The sequence below is a fragment of the Hymenobacter endophyticus genome (assembly GCF_032464715.1).
GTDB classification, from domain to species: Bacteria; Bacteroidota; Bacteroidia; order Cytophagales; family Hymenobacteraceae; genus Hymenobacter; species Hymenobacter endophyticus.
The window spans coordinates 206,667-233,330 of record NZ_JAWDJT010000001.1; the positions used below are offsets into that span (position 1 = coordinate 206,667).

Below are 26,664 nucleotides of genomic sequence, written 5' to 3' on the forward strand. Positions count from 1 at the left end.
CCTACCCGGCCGTGGCTAACTCGTATTTTCAGTTCAAGCAGTTTCGGGTAGAGCAGGCTGCCTGCGCCATGAAGGTGTGCACCGATGCCTGCGTGCTGGGAGCTTTGGCCCCCGTTGCAGTGGCGCACCGCCTCTTGGATATTGGCACGGGCACCGGCCTGCTGGCCCTTATGGCGGCGCAGCGCAACCCTACGGCCCAGGTTGAGGCGGTGGAGCTGGATGCAGCGGCGGCCCAGCAGGCGGCGGCCAATTTTGCCGCCTCACCCTGGGCCAGCCGGCTGCAACTGCACGCTCTGCCGCTGGCGCGCTTCGCCGCCGGGCAGCCCGCGCCCTTCGACCATATCGTGTGCAACCCCCCATTTTTCCGTAACTCCCTCCGCTCCCCCAGCCCCCAGCGCACCACCGCCCGCCACACCGCCGAGGATAGCCTCACGTTTGCCGAGCTGGCCGGCTTTGCTGCCCGCTTCCTCACTGCCACCGGCCAGCTAACGGTGCTACTGCCCCCATCCGAAATGCAGGAGTTTGAGCAAGAAGCGGCCACAGCGGGCCTTTTTCCCCTGACCCGAAACGTACTGCACCACCGGCCCGGCAGCAAAGCCCTGCGCCACATTACTACCTTTGGCCGGCAACAAGGCGCCGTAACGCAGCAGGAGTTACCGCTCCACGAGGCCGATTCGGAAGCGTACTCGAGTTGGTTTCGGGAGGTGATGGGGCCGTTTTACTTGGCTCTTTAGGCTGTGGCCCTGCGCCTCATCCCGGCTGAGGTAGCAGCCCGGCCAGCGCCGCCAGCTTTTGCTGGTGCAGGGAATCCAGTAAGTCACTGGATAATTGCGCAAACTCAGCGGCCGGATACTGGCGAAGCACCTGCCCGTCGGCCAGCACCGTTATGTCGTCGCAGAGCTCGGTGAGGGAGCCCAGAAGGTGGGAGGTCAGCAGAATACCGACGCCCTGCTCCCGCAGGCGGCGCAGCAGAGCCAGCAGCAGCAGGTTGTTGCTCAAATCGAGGCCATTGAAGGGCTCATCCAGGATGAGGTAGCGGAAATTTTGCACTAATAGAGCCAGCAGAGCCAGCTTTTTCTTCATGCCGGCGGAGTAATCCTCCGCGTAGCGGTTTAGCGGCAGCTCCAGCACCTCGCTCCATCCGCCCAAATCGGGTACGGGGCGGTGGCGGGCCTGCAGGCAGAACTCGATGTACTCCCGGCCCGTAATGCGCGGGTAGAAATAGGGCTCGTAGGGCAGCAGGCCAGCCAGCTCCCGAATGGGCCGCCCGGACGTTTCCCAGATCCTGCCCGCGTCGGGCGGGTGCAGGCCGTAGAGGCAGTGCAGCAGGGTGGTTTTCCCGGCTCCATTGGCCCCTACCAGCCCGTGCAGCGTGCCCGATTGAATGGTCAGATCAACGTGGCGCAGCACCGGCTGCCCGGCAAAAGCTTTCTGCAGACTGCGTATTTCAAGCATAAAAATCGGGTAAGAAATGTATGCGAAGCTTGTAGTTGATGCTCGCATATATCTGGCAATCAGCGGGAATACTATTCAGATTCAGATTTACATTTGATTATTGGCCACTTGCCGGATCTTCAATCGGCGGAATGAGGTAGGCCAGCCGATGGCGGCTTTTCACCAGCAGCCCCAGAAAGCAGGCCGCCAGTAGCGCCATGTAAGCTGGGTTGCTGCCCAGAATGGATACCGCCACGACCACCGCGCCCGCCTGAGTAAGCCGGCTCAGCGTGGCGTGGGGGTAGAAGGCATACTTGGCCAGCACCAGCATCATCAGCACCGTAGCGCACCAGGCCAGGAGCGCCAGCGTGCCGCCCACTCCGGCCGGGCCCTGCAGCATCACGTAGGCCAGCGGAGCCACCGTAAGGCCGAAATACAGCCAAGCCCACCCAACACGACTCCGAAGCCACGCGGCCGGCTGCCGCAGTACCGGCAGCAGCCACAGCATCGGCTCGGCCGGGCCGTAGGCTTCGGTCAGCAGGAAAAGCCAGCCCACTACAGTCAGCGCCGGGCCGGTGGCCGTGGTTCGGGTTGCGCAGGCTATCAGCAGCAGCCCCAGCCAGCCCCCCCCCAGCCACCAGCGCCGCCCCAGGCTCACCCACTCAAAGGCCACGCTCCGGAAAGGGCTTCGTCCGGGCCCGTGCTGCGCGGCAGCGCCAGCCACCGGGGCCAGGGCCGCCGCCGCCGCCAGCATCAGCACCAACGCGGCGGGGCCCGGCCGGCCCCGGCCCAGCAGCACCAGCGCCACGGGCACACTCAGCAGGGCGTACTCTGCGGCCAGCCAAGGGCGAAAGCGTGGCGCGGCCAGGTGCAGAAACGCTAAATCGGCGCGGCGGCGGTGCAGGCTCAGGGCCAGGGCCCCTACTACTACGGGCACCACCCAACCCAGCCCCGAACTGGCCGCCGCTACAAATAAGGCCCGTCCCAGGGAAAGCACCAGAAACATGCCCAGCACCAGCGGCCGCCACCAGCCCAGCTCGCGCACTAAACGGCCCAGCAAGAGAAAGCGCAGAAGTAAATAATGGCGCATGCCTGCCTCAACGCTGCTGCGGCTCAGTTATTTTTCGGCCGCCGCCACGCGGGCTGCCACCGGCTGACTTTCCTCCACGAACCGAATACCGTAGTCCTGCTCCAGCTCCGCCAGGATAGGCTCGTACAGCTCCGGCTGCGTGGGAATAACCACGCCGCGCTGCGTCAGCTTGCCCTGCACCAGCCGCCGCACAGCCATGCCCACGGGCAGGCCCACGGTTTTGGCCATGGCCGTGTGCACGGCATCGTCGCCCAACACTACCAGGGAGGACGTGTGTTCGTGCAGCTCGCCTTCCAGCTCGTACTCAAACTGGTGCTGCATCACAATCATGTCCCGGTCGTGGGGCTTCAGGGCCCATTTTTCGGTGAGCAGCTTTTCCAGCAGTTGCGCCGGCGTTGCGTTGGCCAGGCCTACGGGACGGGCCGTGAAGAGCTCCAGCCATTGCAGGCGCTGCATCACCTCCCCCTGCGCTTCCAGGCCCAGGTAAGCGGCTAAGCGGGCGGCTAAATTACCGGCCCCGGTAGGCAGGTAGGCTTCCACCAGCTCCCGCCACGTCAGGGTAGCGGGGTTGTCGAGGTGCACGGCGTCATCGGTGAGGCCCAAGCGCACCAGCGCGTGCCAGGCGGCGCAGTAGCCCGGCCGGCGCAGGGTACCGCGCAGCATCGTCGGGATATTCTCCAGGCCGTAGGGGGCGCGGTAGCTCAGCGAGTCGCGGTTGGCGTAGCCCTCAAACTCCCCAAAGCCGGGTACCGCCAGCGTTTCGGTGCGCGCAAACAGGTGCTGGTATGGAATGAAGCGCAAGTGGCCTTTGTCTAGAAACTTAGCCGTACTCTGGCCCGCCAGCACCACGTTGCGCGGGTTCCAGGTAAACTTATACTTCCACGGATTATCCCCTTCAGCCTCCGGGGCCAGCAGCCCCCCGCAGTACGATTTAAACGAGGTCAGCTGCCCGCCCCGCGCCCGGATATCCGTTAGTGCCCGCATGGCCGACATGTGGTCGAGGCCAGGGTCGAGGCCACATTCCATCAGCAAGGTTATGCCGGCTTCCTGGGCGCCCGCATCCAAAGCTCGTACTTCCTCACTCACGTAGCTGGCCGTGGCCAGGTGCCGCCGGTGCCGCACGCAGGCCCGCGCCACCGCCCCATGAAACAGGGCCGGCAGCATGGATATAACCACATCGGCCTGGGGCACCAGTTCCTCCAGCCGGGCCTCATCGTGCACATCGAACGGTACGGCGCGGGCGTATTCGGAGTGAGCCGCCAGCACGGGTGCCAGGTGGGCCGGTTGCACGTCGGCCACGGTCAGTTGCCAGCCCTCGGCGGGAGCGTGCAGCAACAGATACTGAATCAGGGAAGAAGCCGAGCGGCCGGCGCCTAGCAGCAGAATACGGGTCATACAGGGGGTGGAATGCGGGGCGGAAACTTGGCTGCCAATATCGGGGAAATGATTGAGCCCGGCCCCGACGAACTGCCCGGCGGCAGATGGGCAGGCTTATTTTTATCCGACCTGACTGGAACTAGCAGAAAAGTTGTACTTTCGCCGCCCCCTTTTTCACTACCCGGGGCCACCAGTCGGTGCCGGGCCGTTCTTTGCCTCCCATGGCCCACCCCCTTCATCTGACCATCACCGTTGACGTGGTGGCTTCCGAAGCCGACCTTACTGCCGCCGAAGCCACCACCTGGCAGGCAGCCCGCGCGGCTACCGACCACGCCTACGCGCCCTACTCCCACTTTCACGTCGGCACGGCCCTGCTACTCGATGATGGCTCCATTTTCCGGGGTACCAACCAAGAAAACGCGGCCTTTCCCTCGGGCCTTTGCGCCGAGCGGACCGCCCTGTTTGGGTTGGCTGCCACCCAGCCGGAGCGGCGTATTGTGGGCATGGCCGTAGCTGCCCGCCCCGCCAACGGGGAGTTCGTGCCGGTTACTTCCTGCGGGGCCTGCCGGCAGGTAATGGCCGAGTACGAGCACCGCCAGAAGCAAGCCATTCCGTTGCTGCTGCCCGGCCCCGATGGCAGCATTTACCGGTTCCGCTCCCTCTCGGATTTGCTGCCCTTTGGCTTTACCCCCGACGACCTGCCGCCCGCGCGATAAGTATGGCCGCACAGGAACAACACATACACGTCACCCGAACCGCGCGCTACTACCAGTTAGGTGAGCTGTCGGGGGCTACGCGGCGGGTGTGGTTTGTGGTGCACGGCTACGGTCAGTTGGCGGCGTACTTTATCCGCCATTTTGCCCACCTCGCCGCCGCCGACCCGGAGTTGGTAGTAATAGCCCCGGAAGCATTGTCGCGCTTCTACCTGCAGGGAACTTCCGGCCGGGTAGGCGCCACCTGGATGACCAAAGATGACCGCCTGACGGAAATTGCCGATTACGTGGCCTACCTCAACCAGCTGGCGGCGCAGTTGCTCCCGCAGGCTTCCGCTGGGGTAGAAATTACGGTATTAGGCTTTTCACAAGGAGCCGCCACCGTCAGCCGCTGGCTGGCCCAGGCTGTCTTCCGGCCCAGCCACCTAGTACTTTGGGCTGGAGGCTTCCCGCCCGATATGGAACTGCCCACTGCCACACAGTTGCTCCGCCAAGTGCCCGTTACGCTGGTATGTGGCACCGATGATGAATTTGTGACCGAGGCCAGCCTCCACCAGCAACAGCATTTCCTGGAACATCTAGGGGCCACCCCCCGTCTTGTTCGCTTCCCGGGTGGCCATGTGCTACACGCTCCTACGCTGGCGCAGCTAGCCTGTCTTCCAGCCTAAAAAAGGCTCCACTTGCCTAGCAAGTGGAGCCTTTTTCTGATGCATAAACACTTGCGTTAGGTACGCCGGATGGTGGTGGCCGCCCCTTGCGCGGCAGGCAGCAGCAGCACCTCGGCCACGTTCACGTGGGGCGGGCGCGTTACCATAAACCGGATAACGTCGGCCACATCTTCCGCTTTCAATGGCTCGAACCCATCGTACACTTTCGCGGCCCGTGCCGCATCCCCTTTGAAGCGCACCTCCGAAAATTCTGTTTCCACTGCCCCGGGGTTTACTTCCGCCACCCGAATGTTGTGGGGTAGCAGGTCCAGCCGCATGCCTTTGGTAAGGGAAGCCACTGCGGCTTTGGAGGCACAGTACACATTTCCGTTGGCGTAGGCCTCATGCCCCGCAATGGAGCCAATGTTGACGATATGCCCCACGTTGCGCCGCATCATGGCCGGCAGCACCGCGCGGCTCACATACAGCAGCCCTTTCACGTTACCATCCAGCATATCGTCCCAGTCCTGGGGATTACCTTCTTGGATGGGCGCCAAACCGTGGGCGTTGCCGGCGTTGTTAATTAGTACATCCACGTCCTGAAATTCGGTGGGCAGGCTACTCACGGCGGCCTCCACGGCGGCCCGGTCGCGCACATCGAATGTAAGCAGGTGGGTGGGCGTACCCACTAGCTCCGTGGCTAATTCTTCCAGCCGCTCCCGGCGGCGGCCCGCCAGCACCAGCCGGAAGCCATCTTCTGCCAGCGCCACGGCCGTAGCCCGACCAATTCCCGACGAAGCGCCGGTAACAAATGCAGTTTTCATAGTCTGTTAGCTGTTAGCTGTTAGCTGTTAGCTGTTAGCTGTTAGCTGTTAGCTGTTAGCGTGTATGTCCGGTGAGGACAGGAGTTGCATCGAAACAGAAAAGCTAATGGCCATCAGCTAATAGCCAACAGCCTGGTGCCTACCGACCCGACCAGATGTTCAGGTACAGGGTTACAGTATTGCTTTTCATGCTTTGCAGACTGCGGCTGTACACGTCGTTGTTGCCAGCTACATACAGGTTGGTGAGTCCGTGGGAGAAGCGCAGCTCGGGCGAGAATTTGAAGAAGGGATAAAACAGGTCCATTCCTACACCGTACTCCAGAGCCACATCCGAGCGGCTGGCTTCCAGCAGCGTCAGGTCGCCGTCCTTCTTACGCCCCCCAATGGTGAAGCTGGGCTTCACGCCCCCGATGATGTATACCCGGGTGTTGCGCCGCCGCTCCGATTTTAGCTTGAACAGCACCGGAAAGTCAACCTGCGTGGTCCCGATTTCCTGGTCCTCAATCTCCTTAGGATCGTTGGCTCCAGGCTGGTATCCTGGTTGTTCTTTGAACTCAATCCGCCGCGTCAGAAAGCTCACGCCGGGAGCTAGGTTCAGCGCACCGTAGTGGCCAATCCGCAGATCAGCCAGAAAGCCCACCGAGCCCCCGGGGCTTACCACAGAGTTGGCCGATACGCCCTGAGTCGGATAACCCGCCGCGTGCTCAATCTTGTAGCGGGAGAAATTGGGCGCTACGTACATGCCCAGGTGCAGCCATCGGTCGTCGTAGCCAGGCAGGTTGTTCACCGTTACTGATTTCACCCGCCCGCTTTTGCTGCGGCTGGCGCCCGTGAGGCTTTTTTTCTGGGCCTGCGCACTCACCGATATGGCCCCGCAGGCCAGTAGCAGCAAAGCTGCCCGCACTATTTTTGCGCTGTGTAAATGGAGCTGATACCGAACGTGAGGGGTTGCCATGCAGGAGTAGTAAAGCCGACTTTACGCAGGATTGCCAGAAATTCCTGACCATCCGGGAATGCCTGCACCGATTCGGGCAGGTACGTGTAAGCGGCGCGGTCTTTGGAAATCAACTTACCGAATACCGGCAGAATGTTCTTGAAATAAAAGTTGTAGGCCTGCTTCATCGGGAAAGCCGTAGGCTTGCTGAACTCCAGCACTACCATTTTGCCCCCAGGACGCAGCACCCGGTACATTTCCGAGAGGCCTTTCTCCAGGTTCTCGAAGTTACGCACCCCAAAAGAGGCCGTCACAGCATCAAAGTGGTTATCGGGAAAAGGCAATGCCTCTGAGTCACCTAGCTCCAACCGGATGCGGTGGCCCAGCCCCTTCTGCTGCAGCTTGCGCCGCCCTACTTCCAGCATACCCTCCGAAATATCCACGCCAGTAATCTGCGCATCGGGTGTGGCGGCCCGCAGCGTTTCAATGGCAAAGTCGGCGGTGCCGGTGGCAATGTCCAGCACGCGAGCAGGCCGAAGCTGCTTCAGCTCGTTTACGGCCTTGCGCCGCCAGTAGATGTCCGTGCCCACACTCAGGAAGTGGTTCAGGAAGTCATACTTGCCGGCAATGCTGTTGAACATCTGGGCCACCTGTGACTTTTTGCCGGCGGCGTCATCTTTGTAGGGTACTACGGACATACTTCTCAGGGCGAAGAACGAGAAAACTCAGGCGAAATTGCCCAATTACAACGGCCCGCCCAGCATTATGTTAAAAAAAAACGGGTCGGGCTGCTGGCCCGACCCGTTTGCTCTGTTCAAAACCAGTGCTTAGTCGTTGTCCGTCTTCACTTTGGTTTTGGCACCGTCAGCGTCTTTCGCCTTCGAGTCGATGGTACCGTCCTTGGTTACGGTCTTGCTCTTCTCGTCGTTAGCGCCTTTGGTTTTCACTTTCACTTTGTCGCTGTCCTCGTCCACTTTGGTTTTCACCTTTGTGCCATCGGGCAACTTAGCCTTGCTCTTGCCAGGCTGCAAGGGGGCAGTGGTAGTCGTGCTGGTACCAGTTGAAGAAGAACCGGTAGAGTTAGCACCCGAAGCTGGGGCTGGGTTCGACAGCACCGGAGCAGCGTCACCCTCCTTGGTAATCACGCGGAAATCGGTGCGGCGGTTCAGCTGCATGTTCTCCGGCGAATCGTTCGGGGCCGCCGGACGACGCTCACCGTAGCTTACCGTTACCATGCGGGTTTCAGCAACGCCCTGCTTCTTCAGGTAGTTGTAGGCCACGTCAGCACGGTTCTGGCCGAGCACCATGTTGTACTCGTCGGTGTTGCGCGAGTCGCAATTGCCTTCAATCGAAATGTTGATGCCGGGGTTGGCCTTCAGCACTTCGCTGATGCGGTTCAACTCCGTAATCGACTCCGGCCGCAGCTTGTACTTGTCGGTGTCGAAGTAAATCGGCTTCAGCGTAGCGTAGGCAGGATTCAGTGTATCGATGTACGGTACGTAGAAGTCCTTGGTAATCGTGGTGGAGTCGTTGGTTGAAATCGGAACGGCAAACTCCTGCGTTTCGATGTTCTTGCCATCCTTCGACACGGCTACCTGGTAAGTACGGCCCGAAAGCACGTTTACTTGGTAGTCGCCGGTTACGGGCTTGGTGATGTCGCGGTAGCTCAGAGCCGTTTTATCGGCCTGGGTGCCGCTGAACACCAGCTCCACGCCCGGAATTACCGTGCTGTCGCGCTGGCTCAGCACCCGGCCCCGGATGATGGCGTTCTTGATGTAGTTGATGGTGTAAATGTCCTTCTCACCGTAGCCACCAATTCGATACGACGACAGATAGGCGTAGGAACCATCCGGCGACAAACGGTAATAGGTATCATCGTCCGGCGTATTCACAGGGTAGCCCATGTTCTCGGGCCGGCCCCACTTGCGGCCTACCGAATCCCAATCTGACTTGAAGATATCGTAGCCACCCATGGTGTTGTGGCCCCGCGAAGAGAAGTACAACGTTTTACCGTCGCGGCTCAAGAAGGGGCTATCATCATCGTAGGCCGTATTAATAGCCGTACCAAGGGTTTTAGCCGCTCCCCAGTCGCCACCGGGCTGGCGGGTAGCGTAGTAGATATCCAGCGTGTTGTCTTCCGAGTACTTGCTGGTGGAGAAATAGATGGTTAAGCCATCGGGCGTAATGTAAGCATCCGACTCATAGCTCTTGGAGTTGATGTTGTTGTTCAGCTTCTTAGGCTCCGTCCAGTCAGTACCACTTTTTTCCGAGTAGAAGATGTCGCCATCTTCATCGTTGCGGTACATGAGCAGTTTGGTATCGTTGTCGAATACCTGAATGGAAGCATCGTGGCCTTTGGCATTGAGTACTGAACTCAAGGAGCGAGGCTTCTCCCAGTTCTCATCGTCGATGCGCTTGGCCTCGTAGATGTTCTCGTAATACTGACCATCGGCGGCAATTTTACCCTTGCCTTTTTTCTTGCCCTGCATATCCTCCGTCACGGGCGCATTGCTCATGTTGTCGGAGCGCGAGGTAAAGAGCAACACCTTATCATCGGTGGAAATAACCGGGCTATGCTCCGACCATTGCGTATTGATAGTCGGGCCCAGGTTCTTTACAAAAATATCCTTGGGGCTGTTGAACTGAACCTTGGCATTTTTGCTGTGCTGAATCAGCTGCGCCAGTTCCTTTTTGCGCGTGTCCTTGCTTTTCAAGGTCGCGTTGTAGGCCTGGAAGTGAGTAATGGCCTCGTCAAAGTTGTAGTTGAGGTGGTCAACCCGGCCCAACCAGTATTCTACGTCTTTCGACACGTTCTTCTTCAGCCGCTGCGCTTTGTAGATGTAGTCGCTGGCTTTTTCTTTGTCGAACGTCATGTAGGAAATACCGGCCCGAAACAGCGCTTGCGCGTTGTTAGGCTCTTTGGCCAGTACCTGCTCATAATACGGCAGGGCAGCTCGGTAATTCTCTTGCGCAAAAAGTTTGTTAGCCGTCTTCAGTTGCGTACGGGTGCTCTGAGCCAGGGCAGGCTGGGCCACAGCAGCCGTAAGCGCGAAGGCGCACGAGGCTTTTAATAACCTTCTGACTAAGTTGTCCATTTTGGAGGGTGTTAAGGAAATAAGGAGTTGCAAAGGGAGTGATAACCCGGCACGCCGACTGCGCGCGGAGCGGGTTTTCAAGAGTTGCCTCTTATACTGAAAACCTGCTTCAGGGTTGAGAAGACCTTGGGAAAAAAGTCAGGCGACAGGCAAAATGAGCCAGTGTCCTTTCCTGTGTATCCCAGCTGACCAGCCCCATACCCGGGGAATTAGCGGTCAAAGATAGAACTTTTATTATACAGCCTTGACCGTATCTAATTCTATAAAATAGCTGACGCTGAAGCAGAAAAGAATTGGTGTTTTCAATCGCAAAACTGTTTATACATCCATTGCTGGACGCACAAATATAGGCTGACTACTTAAACTACAATGTTTTTCCCCAAAAAATTATGCAATTCTCCCACCCGTTTCCGAATGCGTACCTTTGGGGCCTATATCCAGTAGCTGACCCGATGAATATCCAGAGCGCAAAATTTCTGATGAGCAATTCTCGCGTAGAGGCCTGCCCAGCTCCCACCCTGCCAGAGTACGCCTTCATTGGGCGCTCCAACGTGGGCAAATCGTCGTTGATTAATATGTTGACGAATCATAAGGGGCTGGCGAAGACGTCTTCTTTACCAGGTAAAACTCAGCTAATCAACCATTTTATTATTAACGATACGTGGTACCTGGTCGATTTACCGGGTTATGGCTACGCGCGAGTAAGCAAAGATTCGCGCGAGAAATGGGGCCGGATGATTAATTTTTATTTGCGCCGCCGCGAAAATCTGATGTGTGTTTTCGTGCTTATTGATTCCCGACACAGCGCGCAGGCGGTTGATCTGGAATTTATTGAGCAGTTAGGCACCCAAGGAATTCCATTTGTATTGGCCTTTACCAAGGCGGATAAACAATCGGGCAGTCGCACCCACCAAAACGTAACGGATTACATGCAAAAACTGGCCGAAAGCTGGGATGAGCTACCCCGCCATTTTATTACGTCGGCGGAGGAAAAAACCGGCCGCGAGGAGATACTAGAGTTTATTGGAGAGGTGAACCGGCAGTTCGCAGAACCGGGCGATAATGCGTAGATTGGCCTCGTAATTGCGTGGCTCCGGCGGGAGTCCTCCCACCGTATTTTACCGCTTTTCTCCGCTTCACTCTACATGAAAAAACTTGCTTTTTTGCTGGGCATTGGGCTGTTGGCCTGCTCGGCCCCGGCCTTGGCCCAGAAAACCAAAATAAAGGTCAAGACTGACGGCCCCACCCTGGAAACCGGTGCGCAGAAAACGCCGGAAAACTCTGAGGAAGCGGAACCTAAACCCGCCACTCCGAAAGCCATACCTGTAGCGGAGTACTACGAGGGTGGGCAGGAAGCCATGTACGACTTCATCAAGAAGGAAACGCGCTACCCCATTATGGCCCGCCGCAACCGGATCCAAGGTGTATGCATTGTGAGCTTCACGCTGAACACGGACGGCACCATGTCGGGCATCAAGCTGGTGAAAAACATTGGTGGCGGCTGTGGCGAGGAAGCGCTGCGGGTGGTACGCCTGCTCAAGTTCAACAAGCCTGACTATGCGGTGCTAACCAGCATCCCTATCACCTTCAAGCTGCCTACCCCCGGCCAAGCCGCCCCTACTGAGTAACTTTGCACTTTCAACAACCGCTTACTTTTTATGCCCTACGACCTGAAGGAAATTGCCGCCATCAGCGGAATGCCCGGTCTGTACCGTCTGGTGAAACCTACCCGCGCCGGCGTTATCATTGAAGCTCTTGATGCCAAAGGCACCCGTTCCGTAGCCTCGGCCCGCAACAAGGTGTCGCTGCTCCAGGAAATCTCCATGTACACCCAGGACTACGACCAAACGGTGCCGCTGTCAGAGGTGTTTGACCGGATCTACCAGAAGCACGGCACGGGCCTTGCCCTCACCAACAAATCGGATGACCGGGACCTGTCGGAGTTCATGTCGGGAATTATGCCTGACTATGACCGGGAGCGGGTGTACATGTCGGACATCAAGAAGCTGGTGCAGTGGTACCACGTGGTGAGCAAGAACCTGGAGTACCAGGCGCCGGCTGCCGATGAGGATACGACCGATGAGGCCAGCGCCACGGAGGAGAAGCCCAAGGCCAAGAAAAAAGCCGCCAAGAAGGACGAAGCCGGTGCCGATGAGGCCCTGAGCACGGCCGGCATCATTCCGGCCGCTGAGGAAACCAACGCCGCCGGCAACCCCGAAGCCGGGGAAGCCAAACCAGCCAAAAAAACGACGAAGAAAAAGGCTGAATAGCTCTTTTTTCTCTGACACCGCGCACAAGAAAAGGCCACCCGGTTACGGGTGGCCTTTTCTTGTGCGCGGTGCGCTCGAACAATATTTCCAACAACCAGACCGGCCGCTACTCTTTCAGCACGGCGTCGTGGGCAAACTCGGGGGCCAGGAACTCTTCTACTTTCTTCACTAAGTCAGGCGAGCCGATGAACAGGGGGCACCGCTCGTGCAGGTCGTTGGGCTCCAGCTCCAGGGTGCGGCGGCGGCCATTGCTGGAGCGGCCACCGGCCTGCTCTACAATGAAAGCCAGGGGGTTGCACTCATACATGAGGCGAAGCTTACCGTTGGGAGCTTTTTTGGAGGTTGGGTACAGATAGATACCGCCTTTCAGCAAGTTACGGTGGAAGTCGGCCACCAAGGAGCCAATGTAGCGGGCCGAGTAGTTCTGCTCTTTGCAATGGGCTACAAAGGCCTTCATGCCCTCCGAAAACGACTCCGAAACGCCCTCATTGATAGAGTATACGGTGCCGGTTTGGGGCGTTTGGATATTGGGGTGGGACAAGAAAAACTCACCCAGACTGGGCTCGTAGGTGAAGCCGTTTACGCCATTGCCGGTGGTGTACACGAGCATGGTGCTGGAGCCGTATATCACGTAGCCAGCCGCAACCTGGTGCGTACCCGTCTGCAAGCAGTCCTGGGTGGTGCCTTCGATACCGGTGGGTGATACGCGGCGGTAGATGCTGAAAATAGTACCGATGCTGACGTTTACATCGATGTTGCTGGAGCCGTCGAGCGGGTCAATGGCCACCACGTACTTCCCCTGCAGGTTACCGGTCTGAATCATCTCGTCGTCTTCCTCCGAAATGATGGTGCAGACTTCACCTCCATTGCGCAAAGCCCGGATAAAGCGGATGTTGGCAATTACGTCCAGTTTCTGCTGGTCCTCACCCTGCACGTTGCGGTTGCCATAAGCCCCGGCAATATCAATCAGGCCAGAGCGGTTGATTTCCCGGTTCACGATTTTGGCCGCCAGGGCAATATCGCGCAGCAGCTGGGATAGTTCGCCGGTGGCGTAGGGGAAATCTTCCTGCTTGCGCATAATAAAGCGGTCCAGGGTAGTGCCTACGGGCAGGGCCAGCTTGTCGTGGTTGGTCATGAGGTGAGAGAAAAGCGGGTGGGAAAAGTCAAAATTAACCAATTTACCGGACAGGTAGCGAAATTTCGCTACCTACTGCCCCAAGTGTGTTTTGCGCGCCTGCGCTACCACTACAGGGTACAACCCGCGGCGGCGCGCTACATTTGGGCCATGCAGGAAGCGGTTCAACTCCGGATTTTTAAGTTTGGCGGCGCATCGGTAAAAGATGCGGCCGCTATTCGCAACTTACGCGACATTGTACAAACGCACGGCCAGCCTGGGCCTTTGCTGGTGGTGGTTTCGGCCATGGGCAAAACCACCAATGCCCTAGAAGAGTTGTTTCAGCTGGCCCACGCTGGCCATGACTACGCGGCGCCGCTGGCCCGCCTGCGAAACTTTCATCTGCAGGTGGCCACCGAGTTAGGGGTAGATGATGCCAACGCTGGCAGCCCGGCGCTGGTGGAGCTACTGGAGCAGTTGCAGGACCGCCTTTCCACGGTACAGCCCGGGGATTTTGACAAGCAGTACGACCAGATTGTGAGCTTTGGGGAGCTGCTGGCTACCCGCATTGTGGCCCGGGCCTTGCAAGCTCAGTGGCTCGACTGCCGCACCCTGATCCGCACCGACCATACCTGGCGGGAGGGTCGCGTGGCCTGGCCCGCTACCGAGCGGCTGTTGCAGGCCGGGGTAGCGGCGCAGCTTGCGCACGGCCCAGTGGTAACGCAGGGTTTTTTGGGTGGCACCTCCAGCGGACAAACTACCACCCTGGGGCGGGAAGGCTCCGACTATACGGCCGCTATTCTGGCGTATTGCCTGGGCGCGCAATCAGTAACTATTTGGAAGGATGTGGCGGGCTTGCTGAATGCCGACCCCAAGATTTTTGCCGATACAGTGCGCTACCCGGAAATCAGTTACCAGGAAACCATTGAAATGGCCTACTACGGGGCCAGCGTAATTCACCCCAAAACCATCAAACCACTGGCCGTGAAGCATATTCCGCTACTGGTGAAGTCGTTTGTGGATCCAGCGGCGGAAGGCACCATCATTCACGACTGTCGCCACGGCCTGCTGGTGCCCGCCCTGATTCGGAAGACGGGACAGTGTCTGATTTCCTTCGAGTCCAGGGACCTCACCTTTATTTCGGAGGAGAACCTGGAGGTTATTTTCGGGGCGCTAGCCCAGGCCCGGCTCAAGATTCATCTGATGCAGAATTCGGCTATCAGCTTTTCAGTATGTACTGATTTTTCGGCCTTCCGCCTGGACAAGCTACTGGGTTTGTTGCGTGACCAGTTCACCATTCACTACAATACGGGCCTGGAGCTGTACACCATTAAGAATTATGATACGGCCAGCATCAAACGCCTGACGGAGGGCCGCGAATTGCTGCTGGAGCAGCGCAGCCGCCAAACCTTTCAGTTTGTTTGCCGGGGCGAGGTGAATGAGTTCACGAAGTAGGCAGCAGGGCTGGTGTGGCTGGCAAAAACTCGGTTATGCAGAACTCCGTGAAGAACCCCTGAACGTCTTCTTCTCATCTCCCTGGCCGAGCCGGAATGAAACATTTTTGCCAGCGCGCGGCTTATAGCCCTATCTTTGCGGAGAATTATTCTTAGCTGTGAGCCTTTCCCCCGACACCTTGCACCCCTCTTTGGCACCCAATTTTTTGCGGGAGCGGCTGATGGCTGCAGGACTCCGGGCCACCCAGCAGCGCCTCCTGATTCTGGAATGCCTGCTGGTGCTGCCGGGTCACCCTACCGCCGAGCAGGTGCACCGCCAAGCAGTGGAACAGGCCCCGTCCCTCTCGCTGGGTACGGTGTACAAAACGCTGGACTCATTTGTGGCGGCGGGCCTCACCAAGCGGGTGGCATCTGCCGAGGGCAGCTCCCGCCGCTACGACGCAGACTGCACCGAGCACCATCACTTGTTTTGCACCAACACGCAGGAAATCATTGATTACTGTGACCCGCAGCTCGATGCGCTGATTCGGGACTTTTTCGCCGCCAAGGGACTGAGTGACTTTCAGCCCCACTCCTTTTCCCTGCATATCACCGGCAACAAGGTGCTAAAGGATTAAGGCACGGTTGTTAGCCCACCCACCTTTCTTGCAGCCCTCCCCGGTTTTTCTCTAGTTCCTTTTTCACTTTTTTTAATTACTCATGGCAGTTCTCGTAGGTAAACGTGCTCCTTCTTTTAAAGCTACCGCCGTTATTGATGGCGAGTTTGAGGAGGATTTCTCCCTTGACCGGTACCTGGGCAAGAAGCACGTCATCTTCTACTTCTACCCCGCTGACTTCACGTTCGTGTGCCCCACCGAAATAATTGCGTTTCAGGACCGCCTGGCCGATTTTGAGGCCAAGGGCGTAGCCATTGTGGGTTGCTCCACCGATACGCACTTCTCGCACTTCGCCTGGCTGCAAACCCCGCGCGATAATGGCGGCATTGAGGGCGTAAAGTACCCGCTGGTAGCTGACGCAACCAAAACCATTGCCTCTAACTACGACGTGCTGGGCGGCCACTACGACTACAATGAGGCGGGCGAAATGACCTTCGTAGGCTCACCCCTGGCCTACCGGGGCCTGTTCCTGATTGACAAAGACGGCATTGTGCGCCACCAGGTGGTAAACGACGGGCCGCTGGGCCGCAGCATCGACGAAGCTATGCGTATGGTGGATGCCCTGCAATACTTTGAGGTGAAAGGCGAAGTATGCCCCGCTAACTGGGAAGAAGGCAAAGAAGCCATGTCGGCCACCCGTGAGGGCGTAGCCAACTACCTCGGCAAGCAAGCTGCGCACTAGCTTAGAGCTTAGAGCTTAGAGCTTAGAGCTTAGAGCTTAGAGTGTATGTAGAAAGTCCCGCCGTGGTTACGGCGGGGCTTTTTTGTTGAGAATGGGCGGAAGGCTGTACTTTTGTCGTATGCTACTCCGCCGGGCCACGGCTGCTGATGCTCCGCGCATCGGCCAGTTGTTTTATGACACTATTACGCAGGTAAACTGCGCCGACTACACTGCGGCGCAGGTGGCCGCGTGGCGGGGCGGCTGGCAGAACCTGCCGGGCTGGGAAGCAAAGATTGGCAGCCAACACTTTCTGGTAGCTGAGGATGATGCCACCCGCCCACTGAGCGGCTTTGCCTCCCTGGCCGCCGATGGCTACCTGGATTTCTTATTTGTGAATACCCGGCACCAGCGGCGCGGTATTGCGGGCCAACTCTTACTAGCCCTGCTCGACCACGCCACCCATCTGGGCTTAGCAAGTCTCTACACGGATGCCAGTGTAACGGCCCGGCCTTTTTTCAACCATTATGGTTTTACAGTGGAGCGGGAGCAGCAAATGGTAGTACGTGGTGTGGAACTGCCTAATTATCGGATGGTGCGCTCTGTTCCTTTGTCTCCGGCCTCCAGCTCTAAGTAATCCTCCTTGCACCTGCTCTATTCCCTCGGCCTTCACCTGTATGCGCTGCTGCTGCGGCTGGTGGCACCTTTTATGCCCAAAGCAGCCCAATGGACAGTTGGCCGCCAGGGGCTGCTGGCTCACATCCGGGCAACGCTGCGGGAGGAAACAGCGCCGTTGGTGTGGTTTCATTGCGCCTCCTTGGGGGAGTTTGAGCAGGGCCGCCCGCTTATGGAGGCTTACGCGGCCAGCCACCCCGACCACAAAATCGTGCTGACGTTTTTCTCGCCCTCGGGCTACGAGGTGCGCAAAAACTGGCCCGGCGCGGCCTACATCTTCTACCTGCCCCTGGACACGGCGGCCAATGCCCGGGCGTTTCTGGACGCGGTGCAGCCCCGGCTGGCGGTGTTTGTGAAGTACGAGTTCTGGTACTTCTTTCTCACCGAGCTGCACCGCCGCCAGGTTCCTACCATCTGCGTGTCGGCCATTTTCCGGCCCGAGCAGGCCTTTTTCAAGCCCTGGGGCGGATTTTTCCGGCGGATTCTGAGCCGCTTCACCCACATCTTCACCCAGAACCAAGCCTCCGTGGAGCTGCTGCGGGCGGCCGGCATCACCCAAACCAGCGTGGCCGGCGACACCCGCTTCGATACGGTGGTGCGCACGGCCACGGCCCCGCCCCGAACTCTGCCCTTGGTGGATGCCTTCACCGACGACTGGGCCCCCGTGCTGATTATCGGCAGCAGCTGGCCCGAGGATATTGCCGTACTCACGCCCCTGCTGCGGCAGTACCAGCAGGAGCTGCGCTTCATTGTGGCCCCCCACGAAATCGAGGAGAGCACGTTGCGGCAGGTAGAGGCCACGCTGCCCGGCCTGGTAGTGCGCTACTCCCAGGCCGATGCCGCTACCGTGGCCCAGGCCCGCGTGCTGCTCATGGACAACGTGGGCCTGCTCAGTCAGCTTTATCGGTTTGGGCATTTTGCTTACGTGGGCGGCGCTTTCGGCAAAGGCCTGCACAATACGCTGGAAGCCGCCGCCTTCGGGTTGCCGCTGTTTTTCGGGCCCAGCTACTACAAGTTTCAGGAAGCCCGCGACCTGGTGGAGCGGGGCTGCGCCTTCCCCATTGCCTCAGCCGATGAGCTGCTGACCGCCTTCGGCCCCCTTTTTCACCGCGAGGAAGCCCGCCTTCACGTGCAGGATATCAGCCTGGATTACGTACACGACTACAGCGGCGCCACCCGAAAAATCATGCACTGGATTGAGGGGGTGAGGGTAAGAGGGTAAGGGGGTATGAGGTAATTATTGCCGGAATGGCTGTGCCTGTTTCCATCACATTGTCCTCTCCCTCCCACCATGCCCCTCAAACCCTCCTACCCTCAAACCTTCCTACCCTCAAACCTTCCTACCCTACTCCATGACTGGAATCATCGTTAAATCAACCGGCTCCTGGTACGTGGTGCGCGATACGACGGGGCAGCTGCACCGCTGCCGGCTGCGGGGCAAATTCAAGCACAAGGGCCTGAAGGTGAGCAACCCGCTGGCCGTGGGCGACCAGGTGGATTTCACCGTGGAGGAGCAAACGGAAGGGGCCGGCGTGATTCACCACATCGAGCCCCGGCGCAACTACATCATCCGCCGCTCGGTGCACAAGACGGAGCACGCCCACATCGTGGCCGCCAACCTCGACCAGGCCCTGCTGGTGGTTACGCTGGCCTCCCCGGCTACCTCGTTCGGGTTCATTGACCGATTTCTGGTGACGGCCGAGGCCTACCGCATTCCGGTGACGCTGCTGTTCAACAAAACCGACCTCTACGACGAAGACCTGGCCGATTATCAGGACCAGATTCTGAAAATGTACGCCCGCGTGGGGTACCCCGGCCTGCGCTGCTCGGCCCACACCGGCGAAGGCGTGGCCGACATTGATGCCCTGCTGGATGGCAAAGTATCCCTGCTCTCGGGGCACTCGGGGGTGGGCAAAAGCACGCTCATCAACGCCCTGGTGCCCGATCTGGATTTGAAAACGGCCGAAATCAGCGAGTTTTCCGACAAAGGCGTGCACACCACCACCTTCGCCGAAATGCTGGAAGTGCGCCCCGGCACCTACCTTATTGATACGCCGGGCATCAAGGAGCTGGGCCTGGTAGATATGAAGCCGGGCGAGCTGGCCCACTACTTCCCCGAGATGCGCGCTTTGCTCAACCAATGCCGCTACCACAACTGCCAGCACCTGCACGAGCCGGGCTGCGCCGTGCGCGAGGCCGTGGACAAGGGCCGCATTGCCCTGCCCCGCTACGACAGCTACGTGAGCATGCAGCAAGCCGACGACAACCGGAAGTAGATGGTGAAGTTGTGAAATGGTGAAGTTGTGAGATAGTGAAGTTGCGAAATAGGCCATGCAGGCGCTGCTTTCCGTAGTGTACGAGGCGGCGCATACAAGTTGGCCGTATCAACTTTCACAACTTCACTCTTCACAATTTCACCTTTGACACACCATAACATTGCCTTCCTCGGGTTGGGGAACATGGGCGAGGCCATGGCCGAAAATCTGCTCAAAGCCGGCCACCGCCTCACCGTATACAACCGCACCGCCAGCAAAGCCGCCCGCCTCAAAAAGCTGGGGGCCACCGTGGCCGCCACGCCCGCCGAGGCCGTAGCCGGCGCGGCCTTCGTCTTCACGATGGTAACCGATGACGCCGCCCTGGAAGAGCTGTGTCTGGGACCCGATGGGCTGCTGCCGGCCCTACCTACCGGAGCCGTGCACGCTTCTTGCAGCACCGTAGCCCCCGCTACCAACCGCCGCCTGGCCGAGGCCCATGCCCGCCACGGCAGCGCCCTGGTAGCCACACCCGTGTTTGGCAAGCCCGATGTGGCGGCGGCCGGCAAGCTGTGGCTGGCCATTTCCGGCGAGGCCGCCGCCCGGCGCAAAGTCACGCCCCTGCTCAGCGCCCTGGGCCAGGGCACCCACGATTTCGGCGACGATGCCGGGGCCGCCAGCACCGTCAAGCTCTGCGGTAACTTCATGCTGGGCGCGGCCATTGAAGCCATGGCCGAAGCCTTTACCCTGGCCCAGAAAAGCGGTTTGGAGCGGCAGCAGGTGTACGAGTTCTTCACTTCCACCCTCTTCAACACGCCCATTTACAAGGGCTACGGCAAGCTGGTGGCCGAGCGGCACTACCAGCCGGTAGGCGCGGCCCCGGCCATCATCCGCAAGGATATGCGCCTGGTGCTGGACGAGTCGCGCGCCCACCTGGTACCCATGCCCTTCGCCAACATCCTGCACGACCACCTCTCCACCACCGTAGCCAAGAGCGAAAAAGGTGACTGGGCCGGTTTTGCCGAGCGCATCACCGACGGCGCCGGCTTGTAGTTTTTAAATGCTACGAACCAGCACGTCATGCTGAGGCGCAGCCGAAGCATCTCGCGTGCTGACATTAATACATAAGTAGAACGTCATGCTGAGCCTGCCGAAGCATCTCTACCGCTGCGTTGCAGTACTAACCCAACGAAGCGGTAGAGATGCTTCGGCAGGCTCAGCATGACGTTTAACTCAAACACCAGCTTCCACACCTGCCCTACTGCCACAAAAAAGGTCCGGCTGAAACAGCCGGACCTTTTTCTTTCAGGCAAGAAGCATCTGCCGGTTACTTGGCCAGCGGCAGTACTACGCCATCAATAACGTGGGTGACGCCGTTGCTGGAAATGACATCGGGCGTGAGGATGTTCACGGGGGCATCGGTGCCGTTGCCAATCATGATTTTACCGTCTTTCACCGATACTTTCAGCTTTTCGCCGTTCATGGTGGTTAGCTCCTGCCCGTCCTTGAGGTCCTGGGCTACCAAGCGGCCCTGGATAACGTGGTAGGTGAGCACGCCTTTCAGCTTCTCCTTGCTCTCGGGTTTCAGCAGGCCGGCTAAGGCCCCGTTGGGCAGTTTATCAAAGGCGGCGTTGGTGGGGGCGAATACCGTGAAGGGGCCGGGGCCGCTGAGGGCACCGTCAAGACCGGCGGCCTGCACGGCTTTCACTAGGGTAGTTACGCTGGGGGCCATTACGGCATTCTGAACAATGGTCTTATCGGGCGTCATGGCTACGCCGTCTACCATCACCCCATCGGTTTTGCCCATGCGGGCCGAGTCGGCGAGCATGGCGGTGGAGTCGACGGTGGTTTCCATGGAGCCAGTGGGAGCAGTGGCGGTTTCGGCGGGCTTATTGTCGCCGCAGCTGCTGAGACCCAGCAGGGCAGCAGAAAACAGAGCGAAAGTGGCGAAGCGCTGCGTGTGGTTCATACAGGAGCGAAAGAGAGGGTTGGTTGGAGGAAAAAGAAGAGCGAATCCCTTACGGGCCAGCTTGGAGAATCTGCTTACGAGCCCAACCGTTACTTGGATGTTTTGCGGCGGGCATTTTGGCTACCTTTGTGCCCGGCGGCACCCGCCGGCGGCCTTTTGCACGTATACGGGCCGTTCCACCCACGTTTCATTTTACCATGAAAACTGCCGAAATCCACACCAACAAGGGCGTGATGAAAGTTGAGTTCTACGAGCAAGACGCGCCCAACACCGTTAAAAACTTCACCGACCTGGCCCAGAAGGGCTACTACGACGGCCTGAAGTTTCACCGCGTACTGCCCAACTTCGTGATTCAGGGCGGCTGCCCTAACACCCGCGCGGGGGCCAGCGGCACGCCCGGCACCGGCGGCCCCGGCTACAAAATCGACTGCGAGCTGAACGGCGGCAACCAGTACCACGACCGGGGTGTGCTGAGCATGGCCCACGCCGGCCGCAACACCGGCGGCTCCCAGTTCTTCATCTGCCACTCCCGCGACAACACCGCCCACCTTGACCGCAACCACACCTGCTTCGGCAAAGTGGTAGAAGGCCAGGACATCATCGACCAGATCAAAGCCAACGATACCATCGACAAGATTGTAGTAAACGAGGCGTAGGCGGCCTATCTTTTCTGCAAAGCCACCAAAAAAGGCCCGCCGGTTTATCCGGGGGCCTTTTTGTGCTTATGATATAGTTGTTGGCTTCCTTCACCCTACTCCAGGTGTGGTTGGCCTGCGGGTAATGCCTGAGCCTAGCGCTTCTGGAAAATCCAGCGGCAGCCGGGTTGGTATTTTTTGTATACGGGGCGGTGCATACCGCCTTTGTAATAACGAGCCGGGCCATTGTTACCCGCCGAAGCAGGGATGCTAGGAGCCAGCAAAGCGAGAACTAAGGCGAGGCAGGCGAAACGGGCGGCGAGAACAGCTTTCATATAAGGGGGCATTAGGAGTGTCGAAGTGAAGTGCGGCGGGGCTTGCCTGCCGGGAACACTACAAAGGAACAGCACGCCTCCGCCACCTTGCAGGCTCATTAGCCAAGCCTGGCTCCTTTCTCTCTGAACACAGATTTTTCCTGTGCGAAGCCGGGAACTTGAGGACCCAATCTGGTACCAGCCGTATCATTTGGCTACCTGTCGCACGCAAATGGCCCGCTTCCAACCAGTTCGGTGGAAAGCGGGCCATTTTGGATAATTGCTGGTGGTTTGCCTACCTACCGGCGCTTGCGCTTCTTGGAGGATTGGTAGTCCTCGTCGTCGTCATCGTCGTCGCCGAAGTTGGGCATGGTGAACATGCTGCTGAGCAGGTCCTTGAACTGGGAGCCGGCCGTAAGGCGGTTGCGCGAAATCAGGCTGTGCTCGGCCATGCCGTGCAGGGCAAACTCCATCCAGAAGTGCAGGTTGTCCTTGCTTAGCTCGGCGGGTACGCTCTGCTGCACCATGTCTTTCAGGCCCGGTACGACGTCCAGCATCTGGCGGTAGTCCTCGTCGGAGGCGTCGTGCAGCAAATCAATGGTGCGGGAGCCGAACCAGTCCTGCACGGGCTTGTAGGGGTTGGGCTTGTCCTTCTGCTTCTTGGTTTTCTCGGGGTCGGGGAAGTATTGCAGGAATTGGGTGCGCAGGGCCTTGCCCATCAGCTTCTCGGCCACGATGCCCGCGCCTTCCTGCTCGCCCTCGTACACCAGCTCCACCTTGCCCGTTACGGCCGGCACGGCCCCCAGGAAGTCGGCAATGCGCACGTAAGTGTGGGCTTCGCCGTTGATGAGGGCCCGCCGCTCGGCTGCCGCAATTACCTGCTCGTAGGCCGAGATGGTGAGGCGGGCCGACACGCCCGATTTGGCATCCACGAACTCCGAAGCCCGGGCCTCAATGGCCACCTGCTCCACCAAATCGTGCACCACATCGTTGGTAGTCACCAGGCCGCGCTGCTCCTCCCGGATGCGGGCCTCCTGCTTGGTAATACGCTTGCCGATTTCGATGGATTTCGGGTAGTGCGTGATGATCTGGGCGTCGATGCGGTCCTTCAGCGGGGTCACGATGGAGCCCCGGTTGGTGTAGTCCTCGGGGTTGGCCGTAAATACGAACTGCAGATCCAGCGGCAGCCGCACCTTGAAGCCCCGAATCTGGATGTCACCCTCCTGCAGGATATTGAACAAGGAAACCTGAATACGCGCCTGCAAATCGGGCAGCTCATTGATAACGAAGATGCCCCGGTGGGCCCGCGGAATCAGCCCGAAATGAATCACCCGCTCATCAGAATACGGCAGTTTGAGCGTGGCGGCTTTGATAGGGTCGGCGTCGCCGATAAGGTCAGCCACCGACACGTCGGGAGTGGCTAGCTTCTCGGTGTACCGCTCGTCGCGGTGCAGCCAGCTGACGGGCGTATCGTCGCCTTTTTCGGCAATCAGGTTTTTGGCGTACACGCTCAGGGGCTGCAAGGGGTCGTCGTTCAGCTCAGAGCCGGCCACCATGGGCACGTACTCATCCAGCAGCCCCACCAGAAGGCGGGCAATGCGGGTTTTGGCCTGCCCGCGCAGGCCCAGCAGGTTGATGTGGTGCCCGGCCAGCACGGCGCGCTGCAGCTCCGGAATAACGGTTTCCTCGTAGCCGTAGATGCCCGGAAACACGTCCTGTTTGCTGCGGAGGCGTTGAATCAGATTTTCGCGCAGCTCCTGTTTCACGGAGCGGGCTTGGTAGCCGCTGGCCTTCAGCTGGCCGAGGGTAGTAAGCTGCTGCAACTCGGCAGCAGAAAGGGAAGCGTAAGAAGGCATGTAGGAAAAGTAGGATGTGCGAATGGGAAGAGGCTGAACGGTTGTAGAGACGCGTATTCGCGTCTCGCCGTTCGCGCCATATCAGCGAGTAATGTTGGCGGTTTTGTATACCGAATTCGTTCAACGATTGAGACGCGAATACGCGTCTCTACAACCGTTCAACCGTTACAGCGACTTACGGCGGTTCTGTTTGTAATCCTCGAAAATCAAATGGCCCAGGCCTTTCAGGGAGCTGTAATAGGCTTTGCCCTGATTCACCTCCGTAAACTCCTGCACGAAGCTGCGCAGGTAGGGGTCGTCGGCAATCATAAAGGTGGTTATAGGCACTTTCAGGCGGCGGGCGGCGGCGGCCAGGTTCAGGGTGCGGTTCACCACTTTGCGGTCCAGGCCAAAGGAGTTTTTGTAGTAGCCGCCGGGTTCCTTCAGGCAGGTAGGCTTGCCGTCGGTAATCATGAAAATCTGCTTGTTGGCCGTTTTGCGCTTGCGCAGCAGATCCAAAGCCAGCTCCAGGCCGGCCACCGTGTTGGTGTGGTAGGGGCCCACCTGCAGGTAGGGCAGCTCCTTCACCTCAATCTGCCAAGCATCATTCCCGAACACAATCACGTCGAGAAAGTCCTTGGGGTACTTCTGCTTCACCAGCTCCGCCAGGGCCATAGCCACCTTTTTGGCGGGCGTGATGCGGTCCTCCCCGTACAGAATCATGGAGTGCGAAATGTCAATCATGAGCACGGTGCTGGTCTGGCTTTTGTGCTCATTCTCGCGCACCTCTAGGTCGCCTTCAGTCAGCAGGAAGTTGTCGTCGTCCATGCCGTGGTTGAGCTGGGCATTGCGGATGGACTCGGTCATCTGAATCTGCTCCAGGGAGTCGCCGAAGCGAAATTCCCGCATATCGGTGCTCATTTCGTCACCCTGGCCGGTGTGGGGCGTGCGATGGTTGCCGGTACCCGATTTCTTGAGCTTGCCGAAGATTTCCTCCAGGGCCGAGCGGCGGATATTCTGCTCACTCTTGGCCGTAATGTTGAAAGCCCCCGGCTCCTGCGGATTCTCATCGATGTACCCCTTTTTCTTCAGGTCCTCGATAAAGTCGCCCATGCCATACTCATCGTTGGTGAGGCCGTACTGCTTATCCAGCTCATTGAGCCACTGCATGGCCTCACTCACGTCGCCGCTGGTAATGGTAACCAGCTGCATAAATATCTTGAAAAGAGAGTCGAAGCCAGGGTTACCGGACTCCTCGGGCGTAAAATCCCGGAAACGAAAGCCTGCGGACATAGTAGATGGGGAGTGAGCCAGTAGAACAACGCGGCGGCCGAGTTGGTTTACGGTTGCCTGATTTTGGCTCTGGCTGGATATTTCCGACTTCCCGCCTTTTCACGCCACTCAGCAAAATGCGGCAACAGCTAACATTCAGCCCACAGCCAGTTGAGTGTAAACAGCCATTCATCCTCCAATTCCTTTTTCCCTATGAAAGCCATCTGGAAAGACACCGTTGTTGCTGAAAGCAACGATACCATTGTTATCGAAAACAACCATTACTTTCCTGTTGATGCCATTAAGCAGGAGTTTTTCGAGGATAGTATTGCCCACACCTCCTGCCCTTGGAAAGGCCGGGCCAGCTACTACTCCCTGCGCGTTGGGGGGGAGTTGAACAAAGATGCAGCGTGGTACTACCCCGAGCCCAAAGAGGCCGCCGCTGCCATCAAGAACCGGGTGGCTTTCTGGAAAGGGGTGCAAGTAATAGCCTGAACTCCCACCGGTTTTTTTGGGGGCACCAATACGGCAATAATGCATACGTATAAATTATTTTATATATAGATGAGCCCTATTAACGTAATACTCAGATAATAGAAAAAATACAACTTAATCTGGCTACATTGCGTTAATTATTGCCAAACTCTCCCCTGATGAACTTCTGCTTTGGTGAGTACCAAGGCAATTTGCTGCATCTTCCCTAATCTTCTTTTTACCCATGCGTACCTCCTCCCTATCTTGTCTGCTGCTGGCTACCGGCGTGGTGGCCGCCACGCTCACTGCCTGCGACTCTACGCGCCAGGTAGCCAGTGAATCTTCTTCGGACACCCTGCCTTCTACTCCTACCGTTGATGAAAGCGACGTAAGCTTCAACCGGGAAGTAACCCAGGGCGACTACCGCTTTACGGTAAAAACGTTTGGCTCCCAGGAGCCCCGCGTGGTAAGTGTCCGCTCGTACCGGGGTTCGGCCCAAACCATTGATCCGCTGCGGATGGAAGTTACTGGAGCAGTAACCAACGTAGCCGCCGCTGACCTCAACGGCAACGGCAAGCCTGAGCTCTATATCATGACCGATAATAAGAAAGCCAATGGTGGCCTGTACGCCTACGAGTTTGCTGAGCGTGGCTACACGCCCATCAGCTTCCCCGGCACCCCGGGCGGTCAGGCAGGTATGGGCTATTCCGGCCAGGACATGTACCAAATCAGTGGCAACAAGCTGGTGCGTACATTCCCAGTAACTGCTACTGACTCAACGAAAACTGCTGGCAACCGCACCGTAGAATACACGCTTGACCCCAGCGGCAAGTTAGTAATGGGTGCCCAGCGTTAGTGCTTAGTGCTTAGTGCTTAGCTGGTATGAAAGAGGCCCCGCCGTAACCCGGCGGGGCCTCTTTTTTTATTGTTTTTCCATCAGAAACCAAGCACTAACGGCTAGGTACTTAGCAC

General features: G+C 58.6%; 28 protein-coding genes. 16 read left to right on the forward strand and 12 right to left on the reverse strand.

Going from position 1 to position 26,664, the window contains the following annotated elements; all coding sequences use genetic code 11:
• Window positions 1-11: 11 nt before the first annotated feature.
• Entirely contained in the window at window positions 12-734 is a 723-nt protein-coding gene (locus ROI90_RS00850) for a tRNA1(Val) (adenine(37)-N6)-methyltransferase (protein ID WP_315996446.1), read from the forward strand.
• 16 nt (window positions 735-750) lie between these two features.
• Here the strand turns inward: ROI90_RS00850 and ROI90_RS00855 are convergent, their stop codons facing one another.
• The 3 genes from ROI90_RS00855 to ROI90_RS00865 all read right to left on the reverse strand — a co-directional run bounded on the left by ROI90_RS00855 (window position 751) and on the right by ROI90_RS00865 (window position 3,919).
• Window positions 751-1,455, reverse strand: coding sequence for an ATP-binding cassette domain-containing protein (locus ROI90_RS00855; RefSeq protein ID WP_315996447.1), 705 nt, complete (start codon window positions 1,453-1,455; stop codon window positions 751-753).
• 97 nt (window positions 1,456-1,552) lie between these two features.
• On the reverse strand, window positions 1,553-2,494 hold the full coding sequence (locus ROI90_RS00860) for a hypothetical protein (protein ID WP_315996448.1): 942 nt from the start codon (window positions 2,492-2,494) through the stop codon (window positions 1,553-1,555).
• Between the two features lie 57 nt (window positions 2,495-2,551).
• Window positions 2,552-3,919 (reverse strand): saccharopine dehydrogenase C-terminal domain-containing protein, encoded by a 1,368-nt coding sequence (locus ROI90_RS00865; RefSeq protein WP_315996449.1) that lies wholly within the window; start codon window positions 3,917-3,919, stop codon window positions 2,552-2,554.
• A gap of 203 nt (window positions 3,920-4,122) precedes the next feature.
• Between ROI90_RS00865 and cdd the strand changes: the two genes are divergently transcribed.
• The gene (cdd, locus tag ROI90_RS00870) at window positions 4,123-4,617 is read left to right on the forward strand and encodes a cytidine deaminase (protein ID WP_315996450.1); all 495 of its coding nucleotides are present in this window, start codon (window positions 4,123-4,125) and stop codon (window positions 4,615-4,617) included.
• Between the two features lie 2 nt (window positions 4,618-4,619).
• On the forward strand, window positions 4,620-5,282 hold the full coding sequence (locus ROI90_RS00875) for an alpha/beta hydrolase (protein ID WP_315996451.1): 663 nt from the start codon (window positions 4,620-4,622) through the stop codon (window positions 5,280-5,282).
• A gap of 56 nt (window positions 5,283-5,338) precedes the next feature.
• Here ROI90_RS00875 and ROI90_RS00880 read toward each other — a convergent pair whose 3' ends face one another.
• The 4 genes from ROI90_RS00880 to ROI90_RS00895 all read right to left on the reverse strand — a co-directional run bounded on the left by ROI90_RS00880 (window position 5,339) and on the right by ROI90_RS00895 (window position 10,114).
• On the reverse strand, window positions 5,339-6,085 hold the full coding sequence (locus ROI90_RS00880) for an SDR family NAD(P)-dependent oxidoreductase (protein ID WP_315996452.1): 747 nt from the start codon (window positions 6,083-6,085) through the stop codon (window positions 5,339-5,341).
• Between the two features lie 139 nt (window positions 6,086-6,224).
• Window positions 6,225-7,040: a type IX secretion/gliding motility protein PorT/SprT gene (porT, locus tag ROI90_RS00885; RefSeq protein ID WP_315996453.1), complete on the reverse strand. Its 816-nt coding sequence runs from the start codon at window positions 7,038-7,040 to the stop codon at window positions 6,225-6,227.
• Window positions 6,989-7,717: a bifunctional demethylmenaquinone methyltransferase/2-methoxy-6-polyprenyl-1,4-benzoquinol methylase UbiE gene (gene ubiE / locus ROI90_RS00890; protein WP_315996454.1), complete on the reverse strand. Its 729-nt coding sequence runs from the start codon at window positions 7,715-7,717 to the stop codon at window positions 6,989-6,991. The genes porT and ubiE overlap by 52 nt, the downstream gene beginning before the upstream one ends.
• 129 nt (window positions 7,718-7,846) lie before the next feature.
• Complete coding sequence (locus tag ROI90_RS00895; protein WP_315996455.1) at window positions 7,847-10,114, reverse strand: OmpA family protein; 2,268 nt, start codon at window positions 10,112-10,114, stop codon at window positions 7,847-7,849.
• Between the two features lie 452 nt (window positions 10,115-10,566).
• On the opposite strand from ROI90_RS00895, the gene yihA reads away from it, so the two are divergent.
• The 3 genes from yihA (at window position 10,567) to ROI90_RS00910 (ending at window position 12,384) form a co-directional block, all read left to right on the forward strand.
• On the forward strand, window positions 10,567-11,184 hold the full coding sequence (gene yihA / locus ROI90_RS00900; RefSeq protein ID WP_315996725.1) for a ribosome biogenesis GTP-binding protein YihA/YsxC: 618 nt from the start codon (window positions 10,567-10,569) through the stop codon (window positions 11,182-11,184).
• A 75-nt stretch (window positions 11,185-11,259) separates the two neighbouring features.
• The gene (locus ROI90_RS00905; protein WP_315996456.1) at window positions 11,260-11,742 is read left to right on the forward strand and encodes an energy transducer TonB; all 483 of its coding nucleotides are present in this window, start codon (window positions 11,260-11,262) and stop codon (window positions 11,740-11,742) included.
• 30 nt (window positions 11,743-11,772) lie between these two features.
• Window positions 11,773-12,384 (forward strand): DUF5606 family protein, encoded by a 612-nt coding sequence (locus ROI90_RS00910; protein WP_315996457.1) that lies wholly within the window; start codon window positions 11,773-11,775, stop codon window positions 12,382-12,384.
• Between the two features lie 106 nt (window positions 12,385-12,490).
• Here ROI90_RS00910 and fbp read toward each other — a convergent pair whose 3' ends face one another.
• Window positions 12,491-13,519: a class 1 fructose-bisphosphatase gene (gene fbp / locus ROI90_RS00915; protein ID WP_315996458.1), complete on the reverse strand. Its 1,029-nt coding sequence runs from the start codon at window positions 13,517-13,519 to the stop codon at window positions 12,491-12,493.
• A 150-nt stretch (window positions 13,520-13,669) separates the two neighbouring features.
• Between fbp and ROI90_RS00920 the strand changes: the two genes are divergently transcribed.
• From ROI90_RS00920 to ROI90_RS00950, 7 genes are all read left to right on the forward strand, one after another.
• Window positions 13,670-14,953, forward strand: coding sequence for an aspartate kinase (locus tag ROI90_RS00920; RefSeq protein ID WP_315996459.1), 1,284 nt, complete (start codon window positions 13,670-13,672; stop codon window positions 14,951-14,953).
• A gap of 157 nt (window positions 14,954-15,110) precedes the next feature.
• Window positions 15,111-15,569, forward strand: coding sequence for a Fur family transcriptional regulator (locus ROI90_RS00925; RefSeq protein ID WP_315996460.1), 459 nt, complete (start codon window positions 15,111-15,113; stop codon window positions 15,567-15,569).
• A gap of 82 nt (window positions 15,570-15,651) precedes the next feature.
• A complete protein-coding gene (locus ROI90_RS00930) occupies window positions 15,652-16,290 on the forward strand; it encodes a peroxiredoxin (protein ID WP_315996461.1) in 639 nt (212 codons plus the stop codon).
• A gap of 118 nt (window positions 16,291-16,408) precedes the next feature.
• Window positions 16,409-16,903: a GNAT family N-acetyltransferase gene (locus ROI90_RS00935; protein ID WP_315996462.1), complete on the forward strand. Its 495-nt coding sequence runs from the start codon at window positions 16,409-16,411 to the stop codon at window positions 16,901-16,903.
• Window positions 16,904-16,909: 6 nt separating this feature from the next.
• The gene (locus ROI90_RS00940; RefSeq protein ID WP_315996463.1) at window positions 16,910-18,163 is read left to right on the forward strand and encodes a 3-deoxy-D-manno-octulosonic acid transferase; all 1,254 of its coding nucleotides are present in this window, start codon (window positions 16,910-16,912) and stop codon (window positions 18,161-18,163) included.
• Window positions 18,164-18,293: 130 nt separating this feature from the next.
• A complete protein-coding gene (rsgA, locus tag ROI90_RS00945; protein WP_315996464.1) occupies window positions 18,294-19,217 on the forward strand; it encodes a ribosome small subunit-dependent GTPase A in 924 nt (307 codons plus the stop codon).
• A gap of 144 nt (window positions 19,218-19,361) precedes the next feature.
• Window positions 19,362-20,246, forward strand: coding sequence for an NAD(P)-dependent oxidoreductase (locus ROI90_RS00950; protein ID WP_315996465.1), 885 nt, complete (start codon window positions 19,362-19,364; stop codon window positions 20,244-20,246).
• A gap of 274 nt (window positions 20,247-20,520) precedes the next feature.
• Here ROI90_RS00950 and ROI90_RS00955 read toward each other — a convergent pair whose 3' ends face one another.
• On the reverse strand, window positions 20,521-21,162 hold the full coding sequence (locus ROI90_RS00955) for a fasciclin domain-containing protein (RefSeq protein ID WP_315996466.1): 642 nt from the start codon (window positions 21,160-21,162) through the stop codon (window positions 20,521-20,523).
• Between the two features lie 197 nt (window positions 21,163-21,359).
• Between ROI90_RS00955 and ROI90_RS00960 the strand changes: the two genes are divergently transcribed.
• On the forward strand, window positions 21,360-21,818 hold the full coding sequence (locus ROI90_RS00960) for a peptidylprolyl isomerase (RefSeq protein ID WP_315996467.1): 459 nt from the start codon (window positions 21,360-21,362) through the stop codon (window positions 21,816-21,818).
• Window positions 21,819-21,952: 134 nt separating this feature from the next.
• Here the strand turns inward: ROI90_RS00960 and ROI90_RS00965 are convergent, their stop codons facing one another.
• The 3 genes from ROI90_RS00965 to ROI90_RS00975 form a co-directional block, all read right to left on the reverse strand.
• The gene (locus tag ROI90_RS00965; protein WP_315996468.1) at window positions 21,953-22,132 is read right to left on the reverse strand and encodes a hypothetical protein; all 180 of its coding nucleotides are present in this window, start codon (window positions 22,130-22,132) and stop codon (window positions 21,953-21,955) included.
• 278 nt (window positions 22,133-22,410) lie between these two features.
• Window positions 22,411-23,967, reverse strand: coding sequence for a sigma 54-interacting transcriptional regulator (locus ROI90_RS00970; protein WP_315996469.1), 1,557 nt, complete (start codon window positions 23,965-23,967; stop codon window positions 22,411-22,413).
• 165 nt (window positions 23,968-24,132) lie between these two features.
• Complete coding sequence (locus ROI90_RS00975; protein ID WP_315996470.1) at window positions 24,133-25,239, reverse strand: vWA domain-containing protein; 1,107 nt, start codon at window positions 25,237-25,239, stop codon at window positions 24,133-24,135.
• Window positions 25,240-25,431: 192 nt separating this feature from the next.
• Here ROI90_RS00975 and ROI90_RS00980 point away from each other — a divergent pair, with 192 nt between their 5' ends.
• Both ROI90_RS00980 and ROI90_RS00985 read left to right on the forward strand, forming a co-directional pair.
• Complete coding sequence (locus ROI90_RS00980) at window positions 25,432-25,713, forward strand: DUF427 domain-containing protein (protein WP_315996471.1); 282 nt, start codon at window positions 25,432-25,434, stop codon at window positions 25,711-25,713.
• A gap of 223 nt (window positions 25,714-25,936) precedes the next feature.
• On the forward strand, window positions 25,937-26,548 hold the full coding sequence (locus ROI90_RS00985) for a hypothetical protein (protein WP_315996472.1): 612 nt from the start codon (window positions 25,937-25,939) through the stop codon (window positions 26,546-26,548).
• The last annotated feature ends 116 nt before the right edge of the window (window positions 26,549-26,664 follow it).

Bases quoted from the DNA above. Each gene is read 5' to 3' on its own strand.
- ROI90_RS00865 (WP_315996449.1), bottom strand. From the start codon at position 3,919: ATGACCCGTATTCTGCTGCTAGGCGCCGGCCGCTCGGCTTCTTCCCTG.
- ROI90_RS00980 (WP_315996471.1), top strand. From the start codon at position 25,432: ATGAAAGCCATCTGGAAAGACACCGTTGTTGCTGAAAGCAACGATACC.
- ROI90_RS00985 (WP_315996472.1), top strand. From the start codon at position 25,937: ATGCGTACCTCCTCCCTATCTTGTCTGCTGCTGGCTACCGGCGTGGTG.
- ROI90_RS00920 (WP_315996459.1), top strand. From the start codon at position 13,670: ATGCAGGAAGCGGTTCAACTCCGGATTTTTAAGTTTGGCGGCGCATCG.
- cdd (WP_315996450.1), top strand. From the start codon at position 4,123: ATGGCCCACCCCCTTCATCTGACCATCACCGTTGACGTGGTGGCTTCC.
- ROI90_RS00930 (WP_315996461.1), top strand. From the start codon at position 15,652: ATGGCAGTTCTCGTAGGTAAACGTGCTCCTTCTTTTAAAGCTACCGCC.
- ROI90_RS00960 (WP_315996467.1), top strand. From the start codon at position 21,360: ATGAAAACTGCCGAAATCCACACCAACAAGGGCGTGATGAAAGTTGAG.
- ROI90_RS00910 (WP_315996457.1), top strand. From the start codon at position 11,773: ATGCCCTACGACCTGAAGGAAATTGCCGCCATCAGCGGAATGCCCGGT.
- ROI90_RS00975 (WP_315996470.1), bottom strand. From the start codon at position 25,239: ATGTCCGCAGGCTTTCGTTTCCGGGATTTTACGCCCGAGGAGTCCGGT.
- ROI90_RS00970 (WP_315996469.1), bottom strand. From the start codon at position 23,967: ATGCCTTCTTACGCTTCCCTTTCTGCTGCCGAGTTGCAGCAGCTTACT.
- ROI90_RS00935 (WP_315996462.1), top strand. From the start codon at position 16,409: ATGCTACTCCGCCGGGCCACGGCTGCTGATGCTCCGCGCATCGGCCAG.
- ROI90_RS00905 (WP_315996456.1), top strand. From the start codon at position 11,260: ATGAAAAAACTTGCTTTTTTGCTGGGCATTGGGCTGTTGGCCTGCTCG.
- ubiE (WP_315996454.1), bottom strand. From the start codon at position 7,717: ATGTCCGTAGTACCCTACAAAGATGACGCCGCCGGCAAAAAGTCACAG.
- yihA (WP_315996725.1), top strand. From the start codon at position 10,567: ATGAATATCCAGAGCGCAAAATTTCTGATGAGCAATTCTCGCGTAGAG.
- ROI90_RS00955 (WP_315996466.1), bottom strand. From the start codon at position 21,162: ATGAACCACACGCAGCGCTTCGCCACTTTCGCTCTGTTTTCTGCTGCC.
- ROI90_RS00855 (WP_315996447.1), bottom strand. From the start codon at position 1,455: ATGCTTGAAATACGCAGTCTGCAGAAAGCTTTTGCCGGGCAGCCGGTG.
- ROI90_RS00880 (WP_315996452.1), bottom strand. From the start codon at position 6,085: ATGAAAACTGCATTTGTTACCGGCGCTTCGTCGGGAATTGGTCGGGCT.
- porT (WP_315996453.1), bottom strand. From the start codon at position 7,040: ATGGCAACCCCTCACGTTCGGTATCAGCTCCATTTACACAGCGCAAAA.
- ROI90_RS00965 (WP_315996468.1), bottom strand. From the start codon at position 22,132: ATGAAAGCTGTTCTCGCCGCCCGTTTCGCCTGCCTCGCCTTAGTTCTC.
- ROI90_RS00875 (WP_315996451.1), top strand. From the start codon at position 4,620: ATGGCCGCACAGGAACAACACATACACGTCACCCGAACCGCGCGCTAC.
- rsgA (WP_315996464.1), top strand. From the start codon at position 18,294: ATGACTGGAATCATCGTTAAATCAACCGGCTCCTGGTACGTGGTGCGC.
- ROI90_RS00895 (WP_315996455.1), bottom strand. From the start codon at position 10,114: ATGGACAACTTAGTCAGAAGGTTATTAAAAGCCTCGTGCGCCTTCGCG.
- fbp (WP_315996458.1), bottom strand. From the start codon at position 13,519: ATGACCAACCACGACAAGCTGGCCCTGCCCGTAGGCACTACCCTGGAC.